We start from the raw sequence: 26772 nt of genomic DNA, 5'->3' as shown, positions 1-26772 counted from the left end.
CTTGTCGGCGTTAGCGATTTCATGGTCGCTGGCGCCGGCAACGCTCCTTAGGGCAGCAACTGCTCGCCTATCCGGGCATCCGCAGGCAGCGATAAGTCAGCAGCGAAAACAACACAACAGCGCCAGTCACTAGCCCGCAGGTCATCGATACAGCCTCCTGAAAAGCCGAGTTGCCCGTTTCCAGCAATTCCACGGCCACTTCCACAGGCTGAGTTCGACTGATCGCATGGACGCCACCCAGCGTTTCGGCGGCTTTCTCAACCTCTTCGGACACGCCTTCCGGCAACATCAGCGACAACCGATACAACGCCGTCACCGCCCCTCCGATCAATGTCGTGCCCAGCATCACCCCGATCTCATAAGCCGTTTCGCTGACAGACGAAGCGCTCCCGGCACTCTCGACAGGTACCGAACACAACACCAGATCGTTGGACACGCTGGTGATGGCTGCCGCGCTGGCATTGAGCAAAATGAACGCCACACACACGGCCCACAGAGTGGCCGAAAACAGTGCCATCAGCGCAAAGGCCAGTGCCGCAACCAGCATACATCCAGAGATGACGCTGTTCGGCGCCACTTTTTGTGCAACCGGCACGATGGCCATCCCGGCGACAATCGCCAGCACCTGTCCGGGCACAAGGATCAAGCTGGCGACCAAAAGGGAAAGTCCAAATACCAGTTGCAGTAATTGGGTAGCGAAGAAAATGAAGCCGATCAATAACCCCAGACTGACCAGGTTGACCGCGATCGATACGCTGAACACGGGTGAAGCGAAGAGCTTGAGGTCCAGTAGCGGTTGTTCCAGCCCCCTCTGCCGTCGGATGAAAATCACACCCAGCACCACCCCGGTCAGCACCCAGAATACCGACTGGCTGTCGAAACCGACCGTCGCAACATGTTTGAGGCCGAGCATCACGCCTGTCATAGCGCCAAGGCTCAGCAAAATGCTTGGATAATCGGTCGATGTGCCCGGCTGTTTTGGCGATTCGGTAATTGACCGCGCAAGCAACAAAACGGGCAGCAAAAAGGGTAACGCCACCAGGAACACCGACTGCCAGTCGAAGAACTGCAACAGCACGCCGCCCAGCAACGGCCCTAGCGCCGCACCGATCGTCAGGCAAGTCGCCCAGACGGCGATGGCCAAGCGACGCTCTTCGCGGTCCTCGAATGCCATCCGAATGAGCGCCAGGGTCGCCGGCAGAATCATCGCGCCAAAAAAGCCCAACAGCGCACGGCCAGCAATCAGCTGCCAGGCCTCCTGTGAAAACACCACCAGGACCGAAACGGCGACAAAGCCGACGCAGCCCACGCAGAGCATCCGCCGATGTCCGAAACGGTCCCCGGAATGACCCATGGTCACCAGCAAACCCGCGAGCACCAGGGAATAGGCATCGATCATCCATAACTGCTCGGCGGCCGACGAACTCAACGCCATCACAATGCGCGGCAGGGCAAAGTTGAGAATGGTGTTATCGATAGTCACTAGCAGCACGGGGAGCATGATAACGAGTAATGCCGCCCCCTTTGAGCGATCCTTGATGATTGAAACGAGGGGGCGTTCTGATCCTTGCATGCTCATCGGCATCACCGCTTTTCCTTTTGCGGTTAAACCTACAGAACGGCAAATCAAGCGGCAACGATCCGATCGGATAGGTGTTGCGGCGTTTTAACAATGCGCTACTGCAGCCTTCGGCACACCAGCAGCGGAGCGGGTTGTTGACTATCCTAGGTTCAGTTTCCCTTCACGGACCCGGAAGCCCCCCTATGGACGACTCACCCAACAACAATAAGCCCCCCACCTTCTGGCAAATGATGCAAAGCGTCATGGCCGCCGCTTTCGGTGTGCAAAGCGGCAAGAACCGCGAGCGGGATTTCACCCACGGCAAACCCAGTCACTTCATCTTTCTCGGGCTGCTGTTCACTATCATCTTTGGCCTGACCCTGTTCGGCATCGTGCAACTGGTGCTGCACTTTGCCGTGGGCTGAGTTACGGCAGGATGCTTTTCAGAGAGAACCGGTAATGCGCGGGGCCGGGTTTGCCGGCCTGGCTGAGTTGTCGGAAGTCGATGCCGAAGCTGGCGTCGCGCCCCGCCTTGAGTAGACGCTTCGCGTCATTGGGCGTGATCAATTGAATTAAATCCAGTTGGCGATCGCCAGGCGGCTGACGGTCCTGCTCCTTGGCCACGTCGTAGTCGTGCAGTAACACCATGCTCCAGCCGCCCAGCGTGAAATGTCCGCTAACCAGCACGGTCAAGGTGCCATTCAGTCGTGCCTCGAGTGCCGGCATGGAGCCGTTGAGTGTGCCGAACATTACGTCCTTGCCTGGTACACGACCGCTTTCACGCAAGGCCGCCATGGCGCCGAAGGCCATCTCGTCATTGGCCGTCCACACCAGGTTGACCTGCGGGTAGCGCTTGAACAGTTGACGGCCCTGCTCTTCGGCACGCTGACGTTGCCAACCACCGTGCACCAGCTGCAACAGGCGAACTTCCGGGTGTTCGGCCAAGGCGCGGTACAAGCCCACTTCACGACGATGGGCGGCCGGCGTGGTGGTGGAGCCGGAGAACGCCAAGAGCTCGATACTCTGCCCTTCAGCCGGTTTCGGTTGCAGGCGGATCAGCTCCTCGGCGATCAGGTAGCCCGCATCCTCATCGTTGGCCACCAGGCTGCCAATGAAATTCGGATAGCGGCCGCGCACGTCGCCCAGCAGTTTCTCTTGATCCTCGGTCAAGGTGTTATTGACCGCGAACAGCTTGACCCCACTGCCTTCCGACAGGCGCAGGATTTCCGGGGCGATGTAGAGTTCGTTGACGAACACCAGGTAGTCAGGCCGCTGCGGACCCAGCAGAGCCTCGCGGGCCTGGCTTAACGAGAGGCGCGGATCGCGGTCGCCGTAGCGCACCTGCAGGGTCATCCCCAGATTGCTCGCTGCCGCCTGCATGAACGCGGTGTAGCTGACCCAGAAGGTTTCTGTCGACGTGCCGGGATTGAGGAAAACCACGGTAGACGCATGCGCCGGGGCCAGCCAGAAGCAGCTGAGTGCCAACAGCCATGCACGTAAAGGGGAGGACATCTTGAGCGCAAGCCTGAAAAAAGTCAGGCAGTATACCTGCCTTGGTACTGGCTATTTGATACCTTTTTTGCACCTGTCCGACGATCAGCCGAACAGGTGCGGTTGGCTTGAGTTATTGGTGGCTCACCCAGAATACGGCCGTGGAAACGACCAGGATGATAATGAAAAGAATGGCCCAGGCATCGACACTACTGTCCGCTTTTGCTGGTTTTACAGGATTGCTCATTGCATCGCCTCTTTTCGGTTTTATCGGAGAGTGCACATGAAGCGTGACCAGCATTCTGCCCATCAGACTGCGGGGCCACGCCCACAGTAAAGTCGAGCATTGCCCTTCCCTCAAGTAGGGATATCAAACGGCTTTAGTCCCGTTAGTTCTTTTGGTTCTTTGCATATACTCAAACTTCACTTTTGCGCATAACTGCAAACTGGTATCTTTCGTCGGCTCCGTTGGGAGTGCGCGGCCGTGCGCGCGGATTTGCTGCAAGCAGCCTGAGAACAGGACCTATATGTACGTATACGACGATTACGATCAGCGAATCATCGAGGACCGCGTCAAGCAGTTCCGTGATCAGACCCGACGCTACCTGGCGGGAGAGCTGAGCGAAGAAGAATTTCGCCCGCTGCGCCTGCAGAATGGCCTTTATGTTCAACGTTTTGCGCCGATGTTGCGCGTCGCTGTGCCGTATGGCCAGCTGACCTCGCGCCAGATACGCATGATGGCAAAAATCGCTCGTGACTATGACAAGGGTTATGCCCACGTCAGCACCCGCCAGAACATTCAGTTCAACTGGCCGGCGCTGGAAGACATCCCGGACATCCTGGCGGAACTCGCCACGGTGCAGATGCATGCCATCCAGACCAGCGGTAACTGCCTGCGCAACGTGACCACCGACCAATTCGCCGGCGTTGCCGCCGACGAGCATGTCGACCCACGTCCGTGGTGCGAAATCATTCGGCAATGGACCACCTTCCATCCGGAATTCGCCTACCTGCCACGTAAATTCAAAATCGCCGTCAATGGTTCGACCAGCGACCGCGTGGCCATCGAAGTGCACGACATCGGCCTCGAGCCGGTGCGTAATGCGGCTGGCGAACTGGGTTTCCGCGTGCTGGTGGGTGGCGGTCTGGGCCGTACCCCGGTGGTGGGTGCCTTTATCAACGAGTTCCTGCCGTGGCAAGACTTGTTGACCTACCTCGACGCCATCCTGCGGGTCTACAACCGCTATGGTCGTCGCGACAACAAATACAAGGCGCGGATCAAGATTCTGGTCAAGGCCCTGACCCCGGAAGTGTTTGCTCAGCGTGTCGACGCCGAGATGGAGCACCTGCGTGGCGGCCAGACCACCCTGACCGAAGCCGAAGTCGAGCGCGTTGCCAAGCACTTCATCGATCCGGCCTACAAGGCGCTGAGCGATCAAGCGGCGGAACTGGCTGCACTGGACAACGAACACCCTGGTTTTGCTCGCTGGCGTTCGCGTAACGTGCTGGCGCACAAGAAGCCAGGCTACGTGGCCGTGACCCTGTCGACCAAACCGACCGGCGTGGCGCCTGGCGATATCACCGACAAGCAATTGGACGGGATTGCCGATCTGGCGGACCGCTACAGCTTCGGCGAACTGCGCACCTCCCACGAGCAGAACATCATTCTGGCCGATGTCGAACAAAGCCAGCTGTTCGCCTTGTGGGGCGAGTTGCGCGAGCACGGTTTTGCGACGCCCAACGTCGGCTTGCTGACCGACATCATCTGCTGCCCGGGTGGTGATTTCTGCTCGCTGGCCAACGCCAAGTCGATCCCGATCGCCGAATCGATCCAGCGTCGCTTTGACAACCTGGATTACCTGTTCGACATCGGCGAGCTTGACCTGAACATTTCCGGCTGCATGAACGCCTGTGGTCACCACCACGTCGGCCACATCGGCATTCTGGGCGTGGACAAGAAAGGCGAAGAGTTCTATCAGGTATCTCTGGGCGGCAGCGGTGCCCGTGACGCCAGCCTGGGCAAGATTCTTGGCCCATCCTTCGCACAGGATGTAATGCCTGACGTGATCGAAAAACTGATTAACGTCTACATTGAGCAACGTACCGAAGAAGAACGTTTCATCGATACTTATCAGCGTATCGGCATTGACCCTTTCAAGGAGCGCGTCTATGCAGCGAATCATTAAGAACAACGAAGTCATCGACGAGTCCTGGCACTTGCTGCCCAAGGAAACGACGCTGGACGGTTTGTCCAATTGCGACGACCTGGTCGTGCCGTTGCACCTGTGGGTGGATCATGGTCACGCGCTGAAAGCCCGTGACGGTGGCCTTGGGGTGTGGCTGGACAGCGATGAAGAAGCCGAGCAGATTGGCGACGACGTGCACCACTTCAAGGTGATCGCCTTGAACTTCCCGGCGTTCACCGATGGCCGCAGCTTCTCCAACGCTCGCCTGTTGCGTGATCGTTATGGCTTCAAAGGCGAATTGCGGGCAATTGGCGACGTGTTGCGCGACCAGTTGTTCTACATGCGCCGCTGCGGTTTTGACGCGTTTGCGATTCGTCCCGACAAAGACCCATACGAAGCCCTCAAAGGCCTCAAGGATTTCTCAGTGACGTACCAGGCTGCGACTGACGAGCCATTGCCGTTGTTTCGCCGGCGCTGATTGGCGTGCTTTTGTAGGAGCTGCCGCAGGCTGCGATCGAGCGGGAACCGGTCGCTGCGATTGAATGCCAATCGCAGCCTTCGGCAGCTCCTACAGGTTAAGTGTCGAGCACCAAAGCCTGCGAAAGCGAGACAACAGCAACAAAAAAGCCCGGATCTCGTGAGAGATCCGGGCTTTTTCATGGCTGGTTTATTACCAGAAACGCTGCTGCGTCAGCCGGCTCCACCAGCTCAACAACAGCCGATCCACCGAACCGCTGGCCGCCAACCCCACACGCTCCTGCAAGCTCTTGCGCTCGGAATAGTGCAGGTGGAACACCTCGGCCACCTTGGCCCGGTCCGCCAGGTATTCATCGCTGGTCTTCAGTTCGTCCACCAGTTGCTTGTCCAGCGCCGCCATCCCCAGCCAGACTTCGCCGGTAGCGACTTCATCGATGGCCAGTTGCGGGCGATAGCGGGCAACGAAGTTCTTGAACAACTCGTGGGTGATGTCCAGATCTTCCTGGAACTTCTCCCGACCCTTCTCGGTGTTTTCGCCAAACACGGTCAGCGTGCGCTTGTACTCGCCGGCGGTCAGCACTTCAAAATCGATGTCGTGTTTTTTCAGCAGACGGTTGACGTTGGGCAACTGTGCCACCACGCCAATCGAGCCGAGGATGGCAAAGGGGGCGCTGATGATCTTGTTGCCGATGCAGGCCATCATGTAACCGCCACTGGCCGCCACTTTGTCGATGCAGATGGTCAGCGGAATGCCGGCCTGACGGATGCGCGCCAGTTGCGACGAGGCCAATCCGTAGCTGTGGACCATGCCACCGCCGCTTTCCAGGCGCAGCACCACTTCATCCTTGGGCGTGGCCAGGGTCAGCAGCGCGGTGATCTCATGGCGCATGCTTTCGGTGGCAGAGGCCTTGATGTCACCGTCGAAGTCCAGCACGTACACCCGTGACTTGGCGTCGGCCGGTTTCTTCTTCTCTTTCTTCAAGGCTTTGCCCTGCTCTTTGCGCAAGGCCTTGAGCCGGTCTTTATCCAGCAGCGATTGCTCCAGACGCTCACGCAATGCCTTATAGAAGTCGTTGAGTTTGCTGACCTGCAATTGGCCGGCGTTTTTGCGCCGACCTTTGCTGCGCAGCGACGCGGCCGCCGCCAGCACAATCAGGATCGCGACCACCAGGGTGACCGTCTTGGCCAAAAAGCTTGTGTACTCGAACACAAAATCCACAGTGACTCCTTACTGATGTTGCGCCCCTCGCACCGAGGAGGCATGAATTATCCAAGCATACCGGCGTGCCTTGCCGACGACCAGTCTGGCGCAAGGCTATACTCAACGCGGTGAATGCCATTCAAACAAGCGTATGTTTTTTTATTGACAGGCCTTGAGCATCCTCATAACCTCGCGAAACCTTCAATGCACCAGGATGACGTGGACGTGGGCAGCATCTACTTGATTCGACATGGCCAAGCCTCCTTTGGTGCAGACGATTACGACATTTTGTCGCCCACCGGTGTCCGTCAGGCTGAAATACTCGGCGCGCACCTGGCACAGATGGGTGTCAGCTTCGACCGCGTGGTGTCCGGTGACCTGCGTCGCCAACAGCATACCGCGCAAGCGACGCTAGCCCAGTTTGCCGACAACACGGCCACAATTGAAATCGACCCGGCGTTCAACGAATTCGATGCTGAGGCAGTGATTCGCGCGCTGCTCCCGGACATGCTGGCCGATGAGCCCGAAGCCTTGCACGTGCTGCGTAACGCGGCGCAAAACCGTGCAGAATTTCAGCGCCTGTTTGCCTTGATCATCGGTCGCTGGCTGAGCGGCAACTACGACACCCCAGGCCTGCAAAGCTGGCTCGGCTTTGTCGAACAGGTACAGTCCGGTCTGCACCGGGTGCTTGAAGCCGCTGGCAACAAAGACCGTATCGCCATTTTCACCTCGGGTGGCACTATTACCGCCCTGCTCCACTTGATTACCGACATGCCTGCGCGTCAGGCGTTCGAACTCAACTGGCAAATCGTCAATACCTCGCTCAACCAGCTTAAATTCCGTGGTCGCGAGGTAGCCCTGGCTTCCTTCAACAGTCATACCCACTTGCAACTGATGAAGGCGCCGGAGCTCATCACTTACCGTTGAGCCCGGCCCATTGCGACCGCAAGGTCGCCAGAAACCAACCACCAGACCCACCGAAAAGGATCAACACATGACTTCAGTAGCCGACGCCGTTCAAGCCATGAAAGCCAAATTCAACCCAAGCGCCGCTGCCGGCCTGGACCTGGTATTTGGTTTCCGTATCGATGACACCCAAAACTACTCGCTGACCGTCAAAGACAGCACCTGCGACCTCAAAGAAGGCGAGAACCCAGACGCTCAGGTCACCCTGGTGATGGACAGCGAAACCCTGAAAGGCATCGTCAGTGGCGACACCGACGGCATGCAGGCGTTCATGGCCGGCAAGCTGCGCGCCGAAGGCGACATGATGCTGGCGATGAAGCTGAGCGAGCTGTTCCCGGCTTAAGCGTTGCAGTAGTCATCAATGCCCACACCCTTATGGCTGTGGGCATTTTTTTGTCCGTACTCAGCCCCCACAATCCACCACCAAAATCCCGTCGCTATTTTTTTGGCGTTTCCCCTCATTTAATTATAAAGTCTGCCGATATAGCCATGTGCCACTAAATCCATTGTGGATAGCACGGTTTTTACAGCGGCTCTTATAAGAACAACGTCCGGGGCGACCTTGAAAAACACTGAACCGCGTAACGGGATTCTTCCTCCGGTGTCCCGCAACCGTTTGCTGGCACTGGAGCAGCGCATGCTGTTCGAGGCCGCCCCGGTGATTGCCGACAGCGCCACCGCGCCGCGCAGTGGCAGTGAAGACACCCATATTGCGGTCAGTGGCATTACCGTCAGCGACGCCGAGGGCGATGCGCAACACGTCACCCTGAACGCCAGCCACGGCACCTTGAACCTGGGCACCCTGACCGGCCTCACTGGCGTCAGCGGCAATGGCACGGCCAGTGTCAGCTTCAGCGGTTCGCTGGCTGACATCAACGCCGCGCTGAACAGCCTGGGCTTTACCGGCGACAAGGATTACAACGGCAACGCCTCGTTCACCGTCAGCAGTAACGACAGCACGCTGACCAGCAACAAGACGGTCAATATCAACATCACCCCGGTCAACGACGCCCCGGTGATCAGCGGCAGTGGCGCCGCGCTGCAAGTCAACGAAGGCGGTTCGGCGAATTTTTCCGGCGCGGTCAACACCGCCGATGGCAAGGGCTTCACCCAGTCCAACCTGGGCCTAACTGACGTCGACAACAGCCAGCAACAAGTCATTATCAAGATCACCTCGCTGGCCAGCGACGGCACCTTGTGGCTTAACGGCCAGCAGATGGGGATTGGCTCGAGTTTCTCCGCCGACCAGATTGCCAACCTCAGTTATCGCCACAACGGCGCACAGGTCACCAACCCATCGGGGATGACGGACACCTTCGGCATCACAGTCGATGACGGCGCGGGCGGCGTGCTGCTCAATCAGAGCGTGAACGTCCACGTCAATCCTGTGGATCAGGCGCCGGTGGTCAGCGGCAATATCACGGTGATTGAAGGCGAACAGAATGTCAGCCTGACCGCCAACGGTAATTTGGTCAGCCCGATCGGCACCCCGCGCGGGGCGATCCAGATCAACGATCCGGATCAGGCCGCCGGCGTCGACTACAGCTACTCCCTGAGTTCGCTGCCGACCCATGGCACGCTGTTCTATGACGGCATCGCAATCAGCAGCACCTCGTTCGTGATCCATGACCTGAGCAAACTGACCTACAGCCACGACGGCAGCGAACCCGGCGCCAGCGGCACCACCGACAGCTTCAAGCTGAACATCACCGACGACGGCGGCGGCACCGGGGTGCCGAAAACCAGCACGGCGGTGATCAACCTGACGATTCTGCCCAGCGACAATGACCCGGTGCTGGATCACAGCATCACCCAAACCCTGGGCGTCGGACAGGCCGCACTCACGGTCACCACCGCGATGTTGCAGGTCAAGGACAGCGATTCGGCGGATGCCAGCCTGACTTACACCCTCAACGGCGTGCCTGACCCGAACCTCGGTTACTTCACCCTCAACGGCGCCCTGCTGGTGGGCGGATCGAGCTTTACCCAGGCCGACGTCAACGCCGGGAAAGTGGTTTACCACATGCGCACCGCACCCACCGCAACGCGCGTCGACACCATCAGCTTCACGGTCAAGGACGGTGGCATCCGTCTGTACCCCAGCACTCGCGATGGCGGTATTTACGACACCGATGCCGCCAACAGCGCGCTGACCACTAACACCTTCAGCGTGATCATCCCGATTCAGCCACCGATTGTTCTCGTCCCGCTGCCGCCCGGACCACCGGCCAACACCGAGCCAGTGGTCGGTGGCGATCACAGCGCGACACTCAATGAGTCAGCCACTTACGTGCTGACCAGCACTGACCTGCACTCCACCGACGACGCCACACCCGCCGCCAGCCTGACCTACCGCCTGCTGGGCGTGCCCACCAGTGGCAGCCTGTTGCTCAACGGCGTGGCGCTCGGCCTCTTTGGCACCTTCACCCAGGACGATGTGGACAATGGCCGGGTAACGTTCAAACACAACGGCAACGAACAGTTCGTCGACAACTTCCAGTTCTCGGTGTCCGACGGCACGCTGGAAACCGCGCAACAGAATTTCAGCCTCAACATCGTCCCGCAGAACGACACCCCGACCGCCAACACGGGCACGCAGGTGAAGACCGACGAAGGCGGCACGGTGGTGATCAACAACGGCAATATTATCCTCGCTGACGCCGACAGTCAGGGCGATGCCAGCGCCGGTACGCCGTATGCGGTGACCAACGACCTGGTGTTCAAGATCACCTCGCTGCCGCAATACGGCACCCTGACCCTCAACGGCGTGGCCCTCGGCCTCAACGACACCGTCACCGCCGCGCAATTGGCCAGTGGCGCGTTCAAGTACACCCACAACGGCACCGAACACTTCACCGACAGTTTCACCCTGGTGCCGGTGGACGACCAGAACGTCGCGGCCACCGTCGGCACTAACCAAAGCAGCACCGGGACACCGCTGGTGGTGTCGATCAACATTACCCCGGTCAACGACGCACCGGTGTTCGACTCCAAATCACAACTGGTCAGCGGTGAAGCCGGGGCCATTCACGAAGGGCAATCGGTGGTCATCGGTGGCGCCAGCAGTTATGCCAACGCCGACGGTTCCGGCGCGGTCACGGGCGTTCAGTCGGGCGCGCATCTGGTCTATGGCGATGACGACAACTCGAGCATTCAGCGCCAGTACCGGCTGACGGCAATTCCCATCAACGGCAGCCTGTTGCTTAACGGCGTGGTCATGGGCCTCGGTTCAGTGTTCACCCAGGCCGACCTGGACGCTGGTCGCGTGACTTACCAGCACGATGGCAGCGAGACCCGCAGCGACTCGTTTTCCTACGTGGTCAGCGACGGCGACTACAGCGCCAACGACAACGGCGCTTTCGCGCAAGGCACCACCGCCACCGCCTCGACCTTCAACATCGAAATCCTGCCGACCAACGACAAACCCACGGTCAGCGGCCCAGGCGCGCCGGTCAACGTCGACAGCACCTCGGCGGCGAACAACCCGGTGGGTGGTTTCGTGATTGGCGACCCGGATGACCTCGGCAACAGCCCCGATACCCCGGACGTGGTGCAGGTCATCATTCGCCTGACGCAAACCGACGGCACTGCGTTCAGCGCCGCCAATTACGCTGGCGTGACCCTGTCGGTGAGCCTTGCAGGCGGCGCGACCCGCGATGGCGACAAAGACGGCAATGGCGATTATCTGGTGCTGCGCGGCACCCGGGCGCAGGTCAACGCGGCCCTCGCCACCTTGAGTGCAAGCCTCAATGACCCGAGCAACGAGAACCATCAATACCGGATTCAAGTGGTGGTCGATGACCGCTTGCGCGATGCCAGCGGCAACCTGAGCGGCGGCGCCAACGGCGGCCCGGAAAACCAGGCTGCTACCTTGGGCGGGCCCGGGCAACCGGTGTCCAACGTTGAATTCAATGCCTACAGCGACAGTGTGTCGGCCACCGACCTGAACATTGCCGAGAGCAGCGTGTTGATTCGCGTCTCGACCGTTAACGAAGCCCCGGTCCTGAGCACTGGCGGCACCAAGACCGTGATCGAAGACGTCAACACCCCGATCACTGGCATCGTGGTCTCGGACGCCGAATCCACCGGACTCGACCTGCCGATCTCCGTCACCCTGAGCATCCCAGCGGGCCAGGGCGTACTGGGGATTGGCGGCGCCGGCATACAGACCACCATCACCCTGCCCTCCGGGCGCACGGTGACCATCAGCGGCGACAATAGCAGCAGCATCGTGCTGACCGGTCGCGCCGACGATATCCAGAGCCTGATCAATGATCCGACCAATGGCCTGACCTACAAAACACCCGCCAACGGCAACCACGATTACAACGGCGCGGCGCCAGGCAATGTCACCCTCAGCCTGCAACTCAATGAAGGCAGCGCGGCAGTGGGCGGCGACACCGGCAGTGGCAGCATCACCAATCCAACCGCCACCGCGACGCTGGCGATTTCCCTGACGGCCTCCAACGACGCGCCTACGGTGGCTGCCGGCGGTGGCAATTTGACGATCACCCAAGGCGGGACGCCCCTCGGCGTGCCGGGGTTCTCGGTGTCCGATCCGGATTACACCGACGGCGGCGGCATCACTTCGCAGGAAAAGGATTTCATCCAGGTCACCATCCGCCTGACCGACGCCAGCGGTGTACCACTGAGCGCGGCGGCCTATGCCAATATCATCATCGATTCCAGCAGTTCGCCGACTGAAGACCACACCAGCTTCGAGATCGACAACAGCAACACCGGCAACGGCGCGGCGCTGGTGATTCGTGGCACCCTGGCCAACATCAATGCCTACCTCGCCGGCTTGCGCGTGACCCTCAGTGGCAGCCTGGCCAACACCGACACCAGTTATAAGGTGCAAGTGATCGCCGACGACCGCCTGCGCGATGTCGCCAGCGGCGTGCTGGACCCGTCGAACGCCGCCAACGGTGGGCTAAACCCCAATGGCAGTGGCTTGTCAGCGGTGCCGACCACGGTCATCGACCCCTATGCCGCGCTGCCGTCGTTGCCGCTCAACGTCAGCAGCAACACCCGCACCCTGTTCGTCTCCAGCATCAACGACCCGGCGCAGATCAGCGCCAGCAACGTCACAGTATCGGAAGGCTCGAGCACCCTGAACCTGACTGCCGGCGTCGGCGGTTTTGTCGTCGCCGACCCCGATGCAAACGGTTCCAACACTTACTCCGCGACCATTCATGTCAGTCAGGGGGTGATTTCCGCCGTGGGCGGCAGCGGCGGCACCATCAGTGGCCTCAATACCTCGACCATTACCATCACCGGCGCGACCCAGGCCGAAGTCACCGCACGCCTGCAAGCCCTGACCATTACCTACCCGACCCTGGCGGGTGCTCCGGCCGGCGCGCATTACAACGGCCAGTTCACGGTGACGGTCTCGGTCAACGACGGCGGCAGCACCGGGCAACGTCCCGGCAGCCTGGCTGGCGACACCAATGACGCCACGTCAAACCCTGGTGACTACGACTACGCCGACGGCATCAGCGCTGCCCTGGTGACCACCCGCACCATCACGGTCACCGTAACCCCCGTGGACGACGCCCCGGTGTCGTCGGGCTTGAGCGGCACGCCCACGGTGACCAAGGGCGGCTCGGCTGTGCAACTGGACAGCGATGGCAACGTCAGCGTGGGCGATATCGAACTGGATATCAGCGCCACGCATTGGGCCGGCGTGACCCTGACCATCGGCCGCCATAACGGCGCCAACGCCAACGATGTGTTCGGCCTCTTTGACAGCAACCCCGGCAACAACGCGATTGGCGTGCAGATCAGTGGCAGTAGCCTGATCGTCGACGGCGTGGTGGTCGGCACCGTCAGCAACGCCTCGGGCAGCCTGCAAGTGACCTTCAACAGCGCCGCCGATGCGGCCGTGGTCGGCAAAGTCATGGGCGCCGTGACCTATCGCAGCACCGACAATTCGCCGACCGCCAGTGCCGACGTGCAGGTCGATTTTGTGCTCAACGACCAAAACCCCAACACCATCGGCGGCGGTACGGCCGGCAGTGGTCAGGACCAGGGCGCGGGCGGCCAAAAGAGCGTCACCAGCTCGATCAGCGTGCACTTGAATACCTCACCCGTGGCCAACGACGACCTGCAGACCGCGCAGACCGGTGTCCCGGCCAGCGGCAATCTGCTGGCCAACGACAGCGATCCCGACGGCAACCCATTAGCGATCACCGGCTTCAGCATCAGTGGCGTGGCCGGCACCTTCAACCCCGGCGACACCGCAACCCTCGCTGGCATCGGCACCCTGCGAATCAACGCCGACGGCAGCTACCTGTTCACCCCGAACGCGACCTACCACGGCGCCGTTCCGGTCGCGACCTACACCGTCAGCGACGGTCAAGGCGGCAGCGACACCGCGCAACTGACGCTCAAGGTCAACGCGCCGCCCGTCGCTGTCGATGATGGCCTGCAAACCGTGCAGCAGGGCCAGACCGCATCGGGTAACGTACTCGGCAACGACAGCGACCCCGACGGCAATCCCCTCAACGTCAGCGGTTTTTCCGTCAACGGTGTCGCCGGTAACTTCCCGGCCGGCAACACAGCCACCATCGCTGGCGTCGGCAGCCTGACCGTCAACGCCGACGGCAGCTACCTGTTCACCCCGTTGGCGACTTACCACGGCGACGTGCCGGTGGTGACCTACACCTTGGCCGACGGCAATGGCGGCAGTGCCACGGCGCATTTGCAGATTCGCGTTAACGGCACCCCGTTGGCGGCGGACGATGGACTGAACACCGTCCAGCAAGGTCAAGCGGCCAGCGGCAATGTGTTGAGCAACGACAGCGACCCCGATGGCAACCCGCTGACTGTCACCGGCTTTAGTGTCAACGGCATCGCCGGCAGCTTTACCCCTGGCAGCACTGCGACCATCGCCGGGGTCGGCAGCCTGACCGTCAACGCCGATGGCAGTTACCTGTTCACCCCGCTGTCGAGCTACCACGGCGATGTACCGCTGGTGACCTACAGCGTGGCTGATGGTGTTGGCGGCAGCGACACGGCGCACCTGAGCATCCGGGTCAACGCCGCGCCGCAGGCCGGCAACGACGGCCTGCAGACCGTACAACAAGGCCAGCCTGCCAGTGGCAACGTGCTGGGCAACGACTCCGATCCTGACGGCAACAGCCTCAACGTCAGTGGTTTTACCGTCAACGGCGTCGCCGGGAACTTCACTGCCGGCAGCACCGCGACCATCGCTGGTATCGGCAACCTCACCGTCAACGCGGACGGCAGCTACCTGTTCACCCCGCTGTCCAGCTATCACGGCGACGTGCCAGTGGTGACTTACAGCGTGACTGACGGCAACGGCGGCAGTGCCTCTGCGCAATTGAGCATTCGGGTCAACGGCAGGCCCGTGACGGTCGACGATGGCCAGCAGCTCGTGCAAAAAGGCCAGACCGCCAGCGGCAATGTGCTGACTAACGACAGCGATCCGGAAGGCAATCCGCTGAGCGTCAGCGGCTTTACCATCAACGGCGTCGCTGGCAACTTTGCCCCAGGCAGCACCGCGACCATCGCCGGGGTCGGCAGCCTGACTATCAACGCTGACGGCAGCTACCTGTTCACCCCGCTCTCGACCTACACCGGCACGCTGCCGCAAGTGACCTACAGCGTCGTCGACAGCCTCGGCGGCAGTGCCAGCGCGCACCTGGATATCCGCGTCAACACCGCCCCACTGGGCAGCAACGACGGTTTGCAAACCGTGCAACAAGGCCAAAGCGCCAGCGGCAATGTACTGGGCAATGACAGCGATGCGGACGGCGACACCCTCAACGTCAGTGGCTATACCGTGCAAGGCGTCGCCGGCAGTTTCCTCCCCGGCAGCACCGCGACCATTGCCGGCGTCGGCAGCCTGACCGTCAATGCCGATGGCAGCTATCTGTTTACCCCGACGTCCAGCTACCACGGCGACGTACCGCTGGTGACCTACAGCCTGAGCGATGGTCACGGCGCCACAGCCAGCGCCACCTTGAGTATCCGGGTCAACGGCACGCCCATCGCAGACAATGACGGCCTGCAAACCGTGCAACAGGGCCACAGCGCCAGCGGCAACGTACTGAGCAACGACAGCGACCCCGACGGCAACCCGTTGAGCGTCAGCGGCTTCACCATCAATGGCGTCGCCGGCAGTTTCAATCCCGGCGACACGGCCACCATCGCTGGCGTCGGCAGCCTGACCGTCAACGCTGACGGCAGCTACCTGTTCACCCCGTTGGCGACTTACCACGGCGACGTGCCGGTGGTGACCTACACCTTGGCCGACGGCAATGGCGGCAGTGCCACGGCGCAGTTGCAGATACGGGTCAATGGCACCCCGTTGGCGGCGGACGATGGGCTGAACACGGTCCAGCAAGGCCAGGCGGCCAGCGGCAATGTATTGAGCAACGACAGCGATCCCGACGGCAACCCGCTGGGCGTTAGCGGTTTCACCGTCAACGGTGTCGCCGGTAACTTCACGGCCGGCAGTACCGCCACCATCGCCGGGGTCGGCAGCCTGACCGTCAACGCCGATGGCAGTTACCTGTTCACCCCGCTGTCGAGCTACCACGGCGACGTGCCCGTGGTGACCTACAGCGTGGCCGATGGCGTGGGTGGCACTGACACGGCGCAGTTGACGATCCGGGTCAACGGCGCGCCGCTGGCCACCGACGACGGCCTACAAACGGTGCAGCAAGGCCAGACTGCCAGTGGCAACGTGCTGGGCAACGACAGCGATCCCGACGGTAATCCGCTGACCGTCACTGGCTTTAGCGTCAACGGCGTTGCCGGCAACTTTACCCCTGGCAGTACCGCGACCATCAGCGGGGTCGGCAGCCTGACTGTCAACGCCGATGGCAGTTACCTGTTCACTCCCTTGTCGAGCTACCACGGCGACGTGCCCGTGATCACCTACAGCGTGGCCGATGGCGTGGGTGGCACTGACACGGCGCAGTTGAGTATCCGGGTCAACGGCCGCCCCGTGGCCGTCGACGATGGCCAGCAGCTCGTGCAAAAAGGCCAGTCTGCCAGCGGCAACGTGCTGAGCAACGACAGCGACCCGGAAGGCAATCCGCTGAGTGTCAGCGGCTTTACCGTCAACGGCGTCGCTGGCAACTTTGCCCCAGGCAGCACCGCGACCATCGCCGGGGTCGGCAGCCTGACTATCAACGCTGACGGCAGCTACCTGTTCACCCCGCTCTCGACCTACACCGGCACGCTGCCGCAGGTGACCTACAGCGTTGCCGACAGCCTAGGCGGCAGTGCCAGCGCGCACCTGGATATCCGCGTCAACGCCGCCCCACTGGGCAGCAACGACGGTTTGCAAACCGTGCAACAAGGCCAAAGCGCCAGCGGCAATGTTCTGGGCAATGACAGCGATGCGGACGGCGACACCCTCAACGTCAGTGGCTATACCGTGCAGGGCGTCGCCGGCAGTTTCCTCCCCGGCAGCACCGCGACCATTGCCGGCGTTGGCAGCCTGACGGTCAACGCCGATGGCAGTTATCTGATTATCCCGGCGTCGACTTTTCACGGCGATGTGCCGGTGGTCACCTACAGCCTGAGCGATGGTCACGGCGCGACGGCCAGCGCCACCTTGAGCATCCGGGTCAATGGCACACCTGTCGCCAGCAATGACGGCCTGCAAACCGTGCAGCAAGGCCAGACGGCCAGCGGCAATGTCTTGAGCAACGACAGCGACCCCGACGGTAATCCGCTGAGCGTCAGCAGTTTCACTGTCAACGGCGTCGCCGGTAGCTTCCTGCCTGGCAACACCGCGACCATCGCCGGGGTCGGCACCCTGCAATTGAATGCCGACGGCAGCTACCTGTTCACCCCGACCTCGAGCTACCACGGCAACGTGCCGGTGCTGACCTACACCGTCAGCGATGGTGTCGGCGCCAGCGCCAGCGCGACTTTGCACCTGGCGGTCAACGCGCCGCCGACGGCGATCAACGATGGCCTGCAAGCGATCCAGCAAGGCCATACCGCCAGCGGCAACGTGCTGAGCAACGACAGCGACCCCGACGGCAATCCGCTGAGCATCAGCGGTTTCACCGTCAACGGCGTGCCCGGCAGCTTCAATGCCGGCGATACGGTCAACATCAGTGGCGTCGGCACCCTGAGCCTGCACGCCGATGGCAGTTACTTGTTCATCCCGACGGCCACCTACTTCGGCAGCGTGCCGGTGATCACCTACAGCGTCAGCGACGGCCAGGGCGGCAGCGCCAGCGCCCAGTTGCACATCGCGGTCAATCCGCAACCGACGGCGAATGACGACACCGGCCTGAAAACCGACCGCGACACGCCGCTGCAGTCAATCAACGTGCTGGGCAACGACAGCGATCCCAACGGCTTCACCCTGACCGTGACCCACGCCAGCAGCAGCGACGGCAGTGTCTCGATCAACCCCGACGGCACGCTGAATTTCACCCCGGCAGCCGGCTTCACTGGCAACGCGACCATCACCTACGTGATCATCGATGGCCACGGCGGCTCCGACAGTGCCCAGGTACTGATTCACGTCAATCAGTCGCCGGTGGCGGTCAACGACGGCGTGGTCCACGGGCCCCAAGACACACCACTCAGCGGCAACGTGCTGAACAACGACCACGATCCGGAAAGCGATGCCTTGCACGTGGTGGACTTCACCATCAACGGTGTGTCCGGCACCTTCGCCGCCGGCAGCAGCGTGACGCTGGCGGGTATCGGCACCTTGACACTCGGGCGCGACGGCAGTTATAGCTTTGTTCCGCTGCGCGGCTACCTCGGCGCCGTGCCGACTCTTAGCTACCGGATCAGCGACGATCACGGCGGTTTCGCCAGCGCCAACCTGAGCCTGTTCATGGACTCCACGGTGCTGCCATTGCCGCCGGACGCCGACAAGCCAACCGTTGTCAGCCATCACGACAGCGGCGGCGTCGATCATTACGACGAACCCCGGCGCGACCTGAATTTGACCGGCATCCAGCAAGCCATGACCCCAGGCCTGTTCGTCACCTTTCCGGTGATGAACTCCCAGGCCGAAGCCATGGATCGCATCGACCCGCGCCTAACCAGCTACATCGAAGCCAGCAGCGGTGAGATCCGTTCGGACTCCATCGGCCTGGGCCTTGGCTTTGTCCCGGACCTGCACGTCACCCTCGCCGTGCAGGACTCACAGAAAACCGTCGACCACCAGCAAGGCGCGCTCAAATTCAAGGACAGTCCGTACTTCACCGGCGGCAAGAGCCTGTTCGACGATTTCGACCGGTTCGGCTCAGGCGCTTTCGACCTGCCGATGCCCACGACGCCGGAAAAAACCACCAGCGCCGATGCCTTTAGCGTGCAAATGCAAAAGGCCGCGGCGCAGCGACACCCCCATTTATTCAGTGAAACGCCTCCAGCGCCTGCGACGGAGCGCACGCAATGAGCCCTTTCACTACGCAAACCAAAACGGATAAAAAATGCGTTTGATGGACAAACACCGCGCGCCCACAGGCACACGACTGCTAACCGCAGCCCTGCTGCTTGGCCTGGCCGGCTGTTCAGTAGCCCCGCACCCGCTGAACGACGAAGAAGTGCGACAACGAGTCAATGCTGACCAATTGCAGCTGTACGCCGATCAGGAGCCCATCACCGGCCCACTGACGTTTTCCGACGCGCTGGCCCGCGCGCTGAAGTACAACCTCGATTACAAGCTCAAGCAGATGGAGTCTGCCCTGGCCTCGGGTCTGCACGACGTCTCGAGCTACGACATGTTGCCGAAGATGCTGATCTCCGCTGGCTACGCCTCGCGCAGCAACGAATCCGGCGGCACCAGTGTCGGCATCGAAACCCACACGGTGTCGCTGATTCCGTCGTCATCGGTGGAGCGCAACCGCAGCCTGGCCAACGCCGCCTTCTCGTGGAACTTGCTGGACTTTGGCGTCAGCTACTACCGCGCCAAACAAAGCGCCGACCAGTACCTGATTGCCGAAGAACGCCGCCGTCGGGTGATGCAGACCGTGTTGCAGGACTTGCGCACCTCGTACTGGCGGGCGCTGGGCGCCCAGCGTCTGGAAAAGCAAGCTGACGATCTGCTGGTCCGGGTGCACAGCGCGCTGGGTAAATCCCGTGAAGCCGAAGTCCAGGGTTTGCTGCCACCGGCGCAGGCCCTGGCTTACCAAAGCGCATTGCTGGACGCGACCACCTTGCTCAATGCCCGACGTCAGGACTTGCAGTTCGCCAAGCGTGAGCTGAGCGCACTGATGAGCGTGCCGCCGGGCACCCGATTCACCCTCGCCGAAGAGCCGGAACCGTCGTTGCCGGGCATGCCGACCGACATTCGCAAGCTGGAAGAGATCGCCCTGCAAGCGCGTCCGGAATTGCGCGAAGAGGATTACCGCAAACGCATCTCCGCCGACGAAGCTCGGCGCCAATTGTTGGCCTTGCTGCCCAGCGTCGGCCTGGATTTCAACGCGCAGTACGACTCCAACGCCTACCTGTACAACAGCAGCTGGGTCGACAGCGGGGTTCAGGTCAGCGCCAACCTGTTCAAGCTGGCGGCGATTCCGGCCACGCAAAAGGCCAGCGAATCCCAGGCAAAAACCGATAACGCGCGGCGCCTGGCGTTGTCGATGGCCGTCTTGACCCAAGTACGAATTGCCGTCGAGCGCTACAACCTGGCGCTGGTGGATTACGACCTGGCGGATCAGTCCAGTGAAGTCGATCAGCGCATGGCCAAGTTCGCTCGCGCATCGCTGACCTCGCGCACCGATTCCGAACTGGAAGTGATCCGCACCGAAACCCGCGCCCTGCTTGCTCAGTTCCAGCGCTACTCGGCCTACGCCACCGCGCAAACCGCGTTCGGCCGTATTTACAACTCCCTGGGCCTGGATGTGTTGCCTGAAGACGTCGCCGGCAACAGCAACCTCAAGCACTTGTCGCAAGAACTGGACAAGAGCCTCGGCGGCGCTGAACGCCAGGCGTTCGACAGCGCCGTGGGCGAGCGCAATACCTTGCAACCACTGGCCGTGCGCCTCGAATACACCGCCGACAGCCAGCTGGCCTCCGGCATGCGCGACGTGGTACGCCAGGCACTGAAACGCAACCTGTTTGCCCTGGCCGAGCAGGATCAGCAGGGACCGACGCTGGTCATGCAGTTACGCGTCGGCGCCGTGCAAGACGGCATTCGTCGCGGCCAATGGAGCATTGACCTGCTGCGCGCCGACGGCAGTCTGGTTGGCCACAGCGATTACCAAAGCACCCTGCGCGCCCAGCCAGACAAAAACTCCTTGAACGCGTTCAGCGAAGCCGCCGCCATGGCCGAAGTGCCCAACGTACGTGAATGGCTCAAATCCGCCTCGACACAGGTAGCCGCGAAATGACTCTCTTTAAACTCAGTCTGCCTTACCTGCTACTGACCAGCTTGACCCTGTTTTGGCATCCAGCGCTGGCCATGAGCGAATCCGACCCGGCGGTCCGCGTGCTGCTGGTGGCCGATCAGGAGACCACCCTCGCCAGCCAGTTGGTCGGCCGCGTGCACGCGGTCAACGCCTCGTTAGGCTCGACCTTCAACAAGGGCGATGTGCTGGTCAGCTTTGACTGTGACGAACAGAACGCCCGGCTGAAAATGGCCCAGGCCGACTTGAGCTCCGCCCGCGAAACCCATGATGCCAAGCTGCGTCTGCAAGGCTTGCAGTCCGCCGGCGAAGTCGAGGTTTCGCTGGCCGCCAGTTCAGCGGAAAAGGCGTCTGCACAAGTCGCCGAATACCGAGCGCAGCAACAGCAATGCAACGTCCTGGCGCCGTTCGACGGTCGGGTGATCAAGCTTCAGGTCAAAGCCTTTCAGGGGGTCAATCAAGGCCAACCGCTGCTGGACATTATCAGCAACGGACCACTGAAAATGCGCGTCAATGTGCCGTCGAAATGGCTGGTATGGCTCAAGCCGGGGCAGGCCTTCGAAGTCGATCTGGGCGAGACCGGCAAGCGTTATCCGGCCAAGGTCAAGGCGATTAACGCGCAAGTGGATGCCGTGAGTCAGAGCATCGAACTGGAAGGCGTGGTGGTCGGTGCGGCGGGTGACTTGCTGGCGGGCATGAGCGGCACCGCGCTGTTTGCCGACGTTCAACCCCCTGCGCTCGCGCTGGATCCTGCACAACCGGCGACCACTCAGGTCGCCAGCCCGCAATGAACGCCCCAGCCACGCCCGCCAACCCGGTAGCGGTGCTGCTGCACCTTGAGCAACGCGCCCAGCAAGCCCGCAGCAGCAGCGAGCTGGGTTTCGTGATGGTCAACGAAACCTGGCAACTGCTCAAGTATCGGCAGGCCTGTCTGTTCGTCAGCAATGCCTTGGGCAAACCGACGCTGAGCAACGTGTCGAGCCTGGCGGTGTTGCCCGAAGAGTCGCCGTTCACGGTCTGGCTCAAGGACCTGGCCGGGCACCTGTGGCCACAAACGGCCGAGTCCGAACAGACCCTGCAATTGATCACGGTCGCGGCGCTGCCTGAACGCTTCGCCGAAGGCTGGGCCGAGTGGATGCCCGCCTGTTTGTTATGCCTGCCGCTGCCCCAACGCGATCATTCGCGACGCGGCCTGTTGCTGCTGGCCTGTGAAAGCGAACCGGATCAGCACAGCCTGGCGCTGCTGGCCCGCACCGGACAGACCTATGCCTATTGCCTGGCGACGCTGACCGACAAACGCCCGACCTTCGGCGCCCACTGGCAAATCTGGCGCAAACGCCCATTGCGCTTGCTGGCACTGACCGCGGCCATCGGCGCCGGGCTGCTGTTTCCAGTACGCCTCAGCGCGCTGGCCCCGGCGGAAATCGAAGCGCACAACGCGATAACCATTGCCGCGCCGCAGGAAGGCGTGGTGCACGAAGTGCTGGTGCAGCCAAATCAACTGGTGCACAAGGACCAACCGCTGTTCAACCTCGACGACACCACCCTGCGCAACCGCCGGGCGGTGGCCAGGCAGTCGCTGCAAGTGGCGCATTCCGAAGCGTTGTTGGCGGCGCAAAAAGCCTTCGACAATGCCCAAAGCAAAGGCGATCTGGCGGCGCTCAACGGCCAGGTACAAGAGAAACAGGCCGAGGTCAGCTGGCTTGACGAAATGCTCGAACGCAACGTGGTCCGCGCCCCGCGCGACGGCATTGCAATCTTCGGCGACAGCAACGACTGGATCGGCAAACCGGTGGTCACCGGTGAGCGCATCATGCAACTGGCTGATCCGCAGGACGTCGGGGTTCTGGTCTGGCTGCCGGTGGCCAACGCGATCAACCTCGACCTCGGCTCGGAGATCCGCCTGTTCCTGCACGTCGCGCCGCTGTCACCGCTGAGCGCCCGGCTGACGCAAACCAGTTACCAAGCCACCCTGTCACCGGAAAACATCCCGGCCTACCGCATTCGCGGGCAATTCACCGGCGATGTCAGCCAACTGGCGCGCATCGGTCTCAAAGGCACCGCCAAGCTCTACGGCGAAAGCGTGCCGCTGGTGTATTACCTGCTGCGCCGGCCGTTGGCGGCGTTGCGTGAATGGAGCGGTCTGTGACGGCGGTCAGATTGAGCCAGCCGTTACCCCGGACGCCGACGACCGACGACAGCGTGCAACTGCCTGATCACCTGCCGGCGATGCGCGAGGACCTGCGCCTGGTCCCGGCCGCGACCCAACGTGACGGCTCGCCGGCGTGGATGATTCAGGACCCGGTGGGTAATCGCTTTTTCAACATCGGCTGGCTGGAATTCGAACTGCTTTCACGTTGGTCGCTGGATAGTCCCGACGCATTGCTGCAAGCGCTGAACAGTGAAACGCCGTTGCGCGTCAGCCGCGAAGAACTGGCCAGCCTGCTGGGCTTTCTTGCTCGCCATCAACTGCTGCGGGTCAGTGATGTCCACGGCAGCCATCGCCTGCAAGACATCGCCGAGCAACGCAAACATTCCGGCTGGCAATGGCTGTTGCACAACTACCTGTTTTTCCGTCTGCCGCTGTGGCGCCCGCAGCGTGTGCTGCAACGTACCCTGCCCTGGGTGGCGCCGCTGTTCAGCCGCGGCGCGCTGATTGCTATTGGCCTGTGCATGCTGTTCGGGCTGTTTCTGGTGGAACAGCAATGGGACGGCTTCGTTGCCAGTTTCCAGCAAAGCCTGTCGCCGGAAGGTGTGGTCGGCTACCTGATAGCCATGCTGCTGATCAAATGCCTGCATGAGCTGGGGCATGCCTACACCGCCACGCGCTACGGCGTGCGGGTCGCGCACATGGGTGTGGCGTTTCTGGTGATGTGGCCGGTGCTGTACACCGACACCAGCGAATCCTGGAAATTGGTGGACCGCCGGCAGCGCTTCCACATCGCCGGCGCCGGGATGCTCACCGAACTGATGATCGCCGGCGTCTCGACCCTGGCCTGGGGCCTGTGCGAAAGCCCGGCGTTCAAGGGCGCGCTGTTCTTTCTGGCGACCACCAGCTGGATGATTACCCTGGCCCTCAACGCCAGTCCGTTCATGCGTTTCGACGGCTATTTTTTGCTCTGCGACTGGCTTGACCTGCCCAACCTGCATGAGCGATCCGGCGCCTTGGCCCAAGCCTGGATGCGCCGCCGATTGCTGGCGTGGAATGAACCGGACCCGGAAGTGTTGCCTGCAGCCCTGCGGCGCTTTTTGATTAGCTTTGCGGTCATCACCCGGGTCTACCGGCTGGTGGTGTTTCTCGGCATCGCAGTGGCGGTGTACTACATGTTCTTCAAGGCCCTGGGAATTTGTCTGTTTATGGTGGAAATCGCCTGGTTTGTGGTCCTGCCGATTCAGCGCGAGCTTAAGGTCTGGTGGCAGCGGCGCAGCGAAATTCCGCGCCGACGCGGGTCTCTGTTAATCGTCGGAGTAGGCGCTTTGCTGCTGTTGCTCGCCCTGCCCTGGAACCGTCAGGTGCAAGCGCCGGCCTGGCTGCATGCCGATGTGCAATACACGCTGTACAGCCCGTTCGCGGCGCGCCTGGTCGAGGCGCCAACCGGCGAATTGAGGGTCGCCGCCAACAGCGTGCTGTTTGTCCTCGACTCTGCGGAAATTCGTGACCGGGTCCAGCGCTCGACCAGGGCCACGCAAGCCCTGCGACTGCAACTGGCCGGGCTGGCGGGCAGTGCCGACGGCGGTGAAAAACACGCCTCGGTCGCCGGTCAGCTCAGCCGGCAACAGGCCGAATCCAGCGCGCAAAACGCCGAACTGCAGCGCCTCACACTGCGTGCACCTGTGGCCGGTTTACTCACCGATATCGATGCCAGCGTGCAGCCTGGTGTCTGGGTCAAACCCAATCAGCCGCTGGCGGTGCTGATCGATCCGACGCACTGGACCGTCGAAGCCTTCGTTCGCCAACAAGACCTGTCGCGGCTGAAGGTTGGCGACCTCGCCCATTTCCATGCCGACGGCGATGCCTTGCACCGGCTGGACGGGCGGGTGATCAGCCTGGATGACACTCGCACGCAAAATCTGCCGCACCCGATGCTCAGCGCCACTTATGGCGGCCCCATCGCGGTTTCGGCGAAACCGGAAAATGGCCTGCAGGTGCTGGATGCCCTGTACCGGGTCAGGATTCGCCTCGACGCGCCGCCCACGCAGATGGTCATGCGCAAGGGCAAAGTCACCCTCGACGGTGAGCGCAGCAGCCCGCTGGCGCAGTTGCTCACCGACGCCCTGTCAGTGATTGTGCGCGAAGGCGGTTTCTGAGATTTTGTTTCGCGTGTGACCGCAACGGTGATCAAAGCCACTGATTGACCAGCAACACCCGCACCTATTAAGCGGGTGGTTGCTTGTGGGCGAACCTTAGCCGCATTAGATTAGTCAATAATCTCTGCCCCTCATAATAAGCAGAAGGGATACGCATGGCGCTTACTGACCAGTCCACCAAGATCCGCTCTGGCGAAGAACTCGACGCCAGTCTCATCGATCCATACCTCAAGGACCATATTCCCGGCCTTGTCGGCTCGCCCGAGATCAGCCAGTTCCCCGGCGGCGCCTCGAACCTGACGTACCTGATCAAGTATCCGGAACAGGAGTTCGTCCTGCGTCGTCCGCCGTTCGGTCGCAAAGCCAAATCCGCCCATGACATGGGCCGCGAATTCCGCATCTTGACGCAGCTCAGCGAAGGCTTCCCGTATTGCCCCAAGGCCTATGTGCACTGCACCGATGAGTCAGTGCTCGGTGCCGAGTTCTATGTCATGGAACGGGTCAACGGCATCATCCTGCGCTCCGAACTGCCGACTGAGCTGAATTTCGACACCGCCCAGACCGAAGCCCTGTGCAAAAGCTTTATCGACAAGTTCGTCGAACTGCACAAGGTCGACTATGCCGCCTGTGGCCTGGCCGACCTGGGCAAGCCCGAAGGATACGTCGAGCGGCAAATCGGCGGCTGGAGCGACCGATACGAAAAAGCCCTGACCCCCGACGCCCCGAGCTGGGACGCGGTTAAGGTCTGGCTCAACGACAAGATGCCGGCCGACCACCCGACCTCCAGCATCGTGCACAACGACTATCGCTTCGATAACGTGATCCTCGACCCGAACAACCCGATGCAAATCATCGGCGTGCTGGACTGGGAACTGACCACCATTGGCGATCCATTGATGGACCTGGGCAACACCCTCGCCTACTGGATCGAAGCCGGCGACCCGGCACCGGTGCAATTGATGCGCCGCCAACCGAGCCATGCCCCCGGCATGCTGACCCGCCGCGAGTTCGTCGACTATTACGCCGAGCGTTCCGGAATCCAGATCGACAATTTCGACTTCTACTACACCTACGGCCTGTTTCGCCTGGCCGGCATCGTGCAGCAGATCTACTACCGCTTTTTCCATGGCCAGACCCAGGACAAACGCTTCGCACAGTTCATTCACATGAACAAGATGCTTGAGCAGATGAGCCTGAAAGTGATTGATAAATCCAGCCTTTGAT

Annotated in this window: 14 protein-coding genes; 11 read left to right on the top strand and 3 right to left on the bottom strand. The window is 61.6% G+C overall.

Annotation, left to right across the window (positions count from 1 at the left end; translation table 11 throughout):
• Positions 1-67 precede the first annotated feature (67 nt).
• A complete protein-coding gene (locus ACF0H7_RS14900) occupies positions 68-1483 on the bottom strand; it encodes an MFS transporter (RefSeq protein WP_397453498.1) in 1416 nt (471 codons plus the stop codon).
• A 281-nt stretch (positions 1484-1764) separates the two neighbouring features.
• Here ACF0H7_RS14900 and ACF0H7_RS14895 point away from each other — a divergent pair, with 281 nt between their 5' ends.
• The gene (locus ACF0H7_RS14895) at positions 1765-1986 is read left to right on the top strand and encodes a DUF2970 domain-containing protein (RefSeq protein ID WP_397453497.1); all 222 of its coding nucleotides are present in this window, start codon (positions 1765-1767) and stop codon (positions 1984-1986) included.
• A gap of 1 nt (position 1987) precedes the next feature.
• Here ACF0H7_RS14895 and ACF0H7_RS14890 read toward each other — a convergent pair whose 3' ends face one another.
• A complete protein-coding gene (locus ACF0H7_RS14890) occupies positions 1988-3073 on the bottom strand; it encodes an ABC transporter substrate-binding protein (RefSeq protein WP_397453496.1) in 1086 nt (361 codons plus the stop codon).
• 506 nt (positions 3074-3579) lie between these two features.
• Between ACF0H7_RS14890 and ACF0H7_RS14885 the strand changes: the two genes are divergently transcribed.
• Complete coding sequence (locus ACF0H7_RS14885; protein ID WP_397453495.1) at positions 3580-5238, top strand: nitrite/sulfite reductase; 1659 nt, start codon at positions 3580-3582, stop codon at positions 5236-5238.
• Entirely contained in the window at positions 5222-5716 is a 495-nt protein-coding gene (locus ACF0H7_RS14880; protein ID WP_397453494.1) for a DUF934 domain-containing protein, read from the top strand. Before ACF0H7_RS14885 ends, ACF0H7_RS14880 begins: the two co-directional genes overlap by 17 nt.
• A gap of 192 nt (positions 5717-5908) precedes the next feature.
• Here ACF0H7_RS14880 and sohB read toward each other — a convergent pair whose 3' ends face one another.
• A complete protein-coding gene (gene sohB, locus ACF0H7_RS14875) occupies positions 5909-6934 on the bottom strand; it encodes a protease SohB (protein ID WP_397453493.1) in 1026 nt (341 codons plus the stop codon).
• Positions 6935-7141: 207 nt separating this feature from the next.
• Between sohB and ACF0H7_RS14870 the strand changes: the two genes are divergently transcribed.
• The 8 genes from ACF0H7_RS14870 to ACF0H7_RS14835 all read left to right on the top strand — a co-directional run bounded on the left by ACF0H7_RS14870 (position 7142) and on the right by ACF0H7_RS14835 (position 26771).
• The gene (locus ACF0H7_RS14870) at positions 7142-7843 is read left to right on the top strand and encodes a histidine phosphatase family protein (protein WP_397453898.1); all 702 of its coding nucleotides are present in this window, start codon (positions 7142-7144) and stop codon (positions 7841-7843) included.
• A gap of 67 nt (positions 7844-7910) precedes the next feature.
• Positions 7911-8225: an SCP2 sterol-binding domain-containing protein gene (locus ACF0H7_RS14865; RefSeq protein WP_397453492.1), complete on the top strand. Its 315-nt coding sequence runs from the start codon at positions 7911-7913 to the stop codon at positions 8223-8225.
• 219 nt (positions 8226-8444) lie between these two features.
• Complete coding sequence (locus ACF0H7_RS14860; RefSeq protein ID WP_397453491.1) at positions 8445-19289, top strand: Ig-like domain-containing protein; 10845 nt, start codon at positions 8445-8447, stop codon at positions 19287-19289.
• A gap of 34 nt (positions 19290-19323) precedes the next feature.
• Complete coding sequence (locus ACF0H7_RS14855) at positions 19324-21225, top strand: TolC family protein (RefSeq protein ID WP_397453490.1); 1902 nt, start codon at positions 19324-19326, stop codon at positions 21223-21225.
• Positions 21222-22031 carry an efflux RND transporter periplasmic adaptor subunit gene (locus tag ACF0H7_RS14850; protein ID WP_397453489.1) on the top strand — a complete coding sequence of 270 codons (810 nt, stop codon included), beginning with the start codon at positions 21222-21224 and terminating at the stop codon, positions 22029-22031. Before ACF0H7_RS14855 ends, ACF0H7_RS14850 begins: the two co-directional genes overlap by 4 nt.
• On the top strand, positions 22028-23389 hold the full coding sequence (locus tag ACF0H7_RS14845) for an efflux RND transporter periplasmic adaptor subunit (protein ID WP_397453488.1): 1362 nt from the start codon (positions 22028-22030) through the stop codon (positions 23387-23389). Before ACF0H7_RS14850 ends, ACF0H7_RS14845 begins: the two co-directional genes overlap by 4 nt.
• Complete coding sequence (locus ACF0H7_RS14840; RefSeq protein WP_397453487.1) at positions 23386-25548, top strand: HlyD family efflux transporter periplasmic adaptor subunit; 2163 nt, start codon at positions 23386-23388, stop codon at positions 25546-25548. The genes ACF0H7_RS14845 and ACF0H7_RS14840 overlap by 4 nt, the downstream gene beginning before the upstream one ends.
• A gap of 155 nt (positions 25549-25703) precedes the next feature.
• Positions 25704-26771, top strand: coding sequence for a phosphotransferase family protein (locus tag ACF0H7_RS14835; RefSeq protein WP_397453486.1), 1068 nt, complete (start codon positions 25704-25706; stop codon positions 26769-26771).
• Position 26772 lies beyond the last annotated feature (1 nt).

The organism is Pseudomonas sp. NA-150, assembly GCF_044336365.1.
Lineage (GTDB): Bacteria > Pseudomonadota > Gammaproteobacteria > Pseudomonadales > Pseudomonadaceae > Aquipseudomonas.
This window is presented reverse-complemented; position numbering and strand designations above follow the sequence as displayed.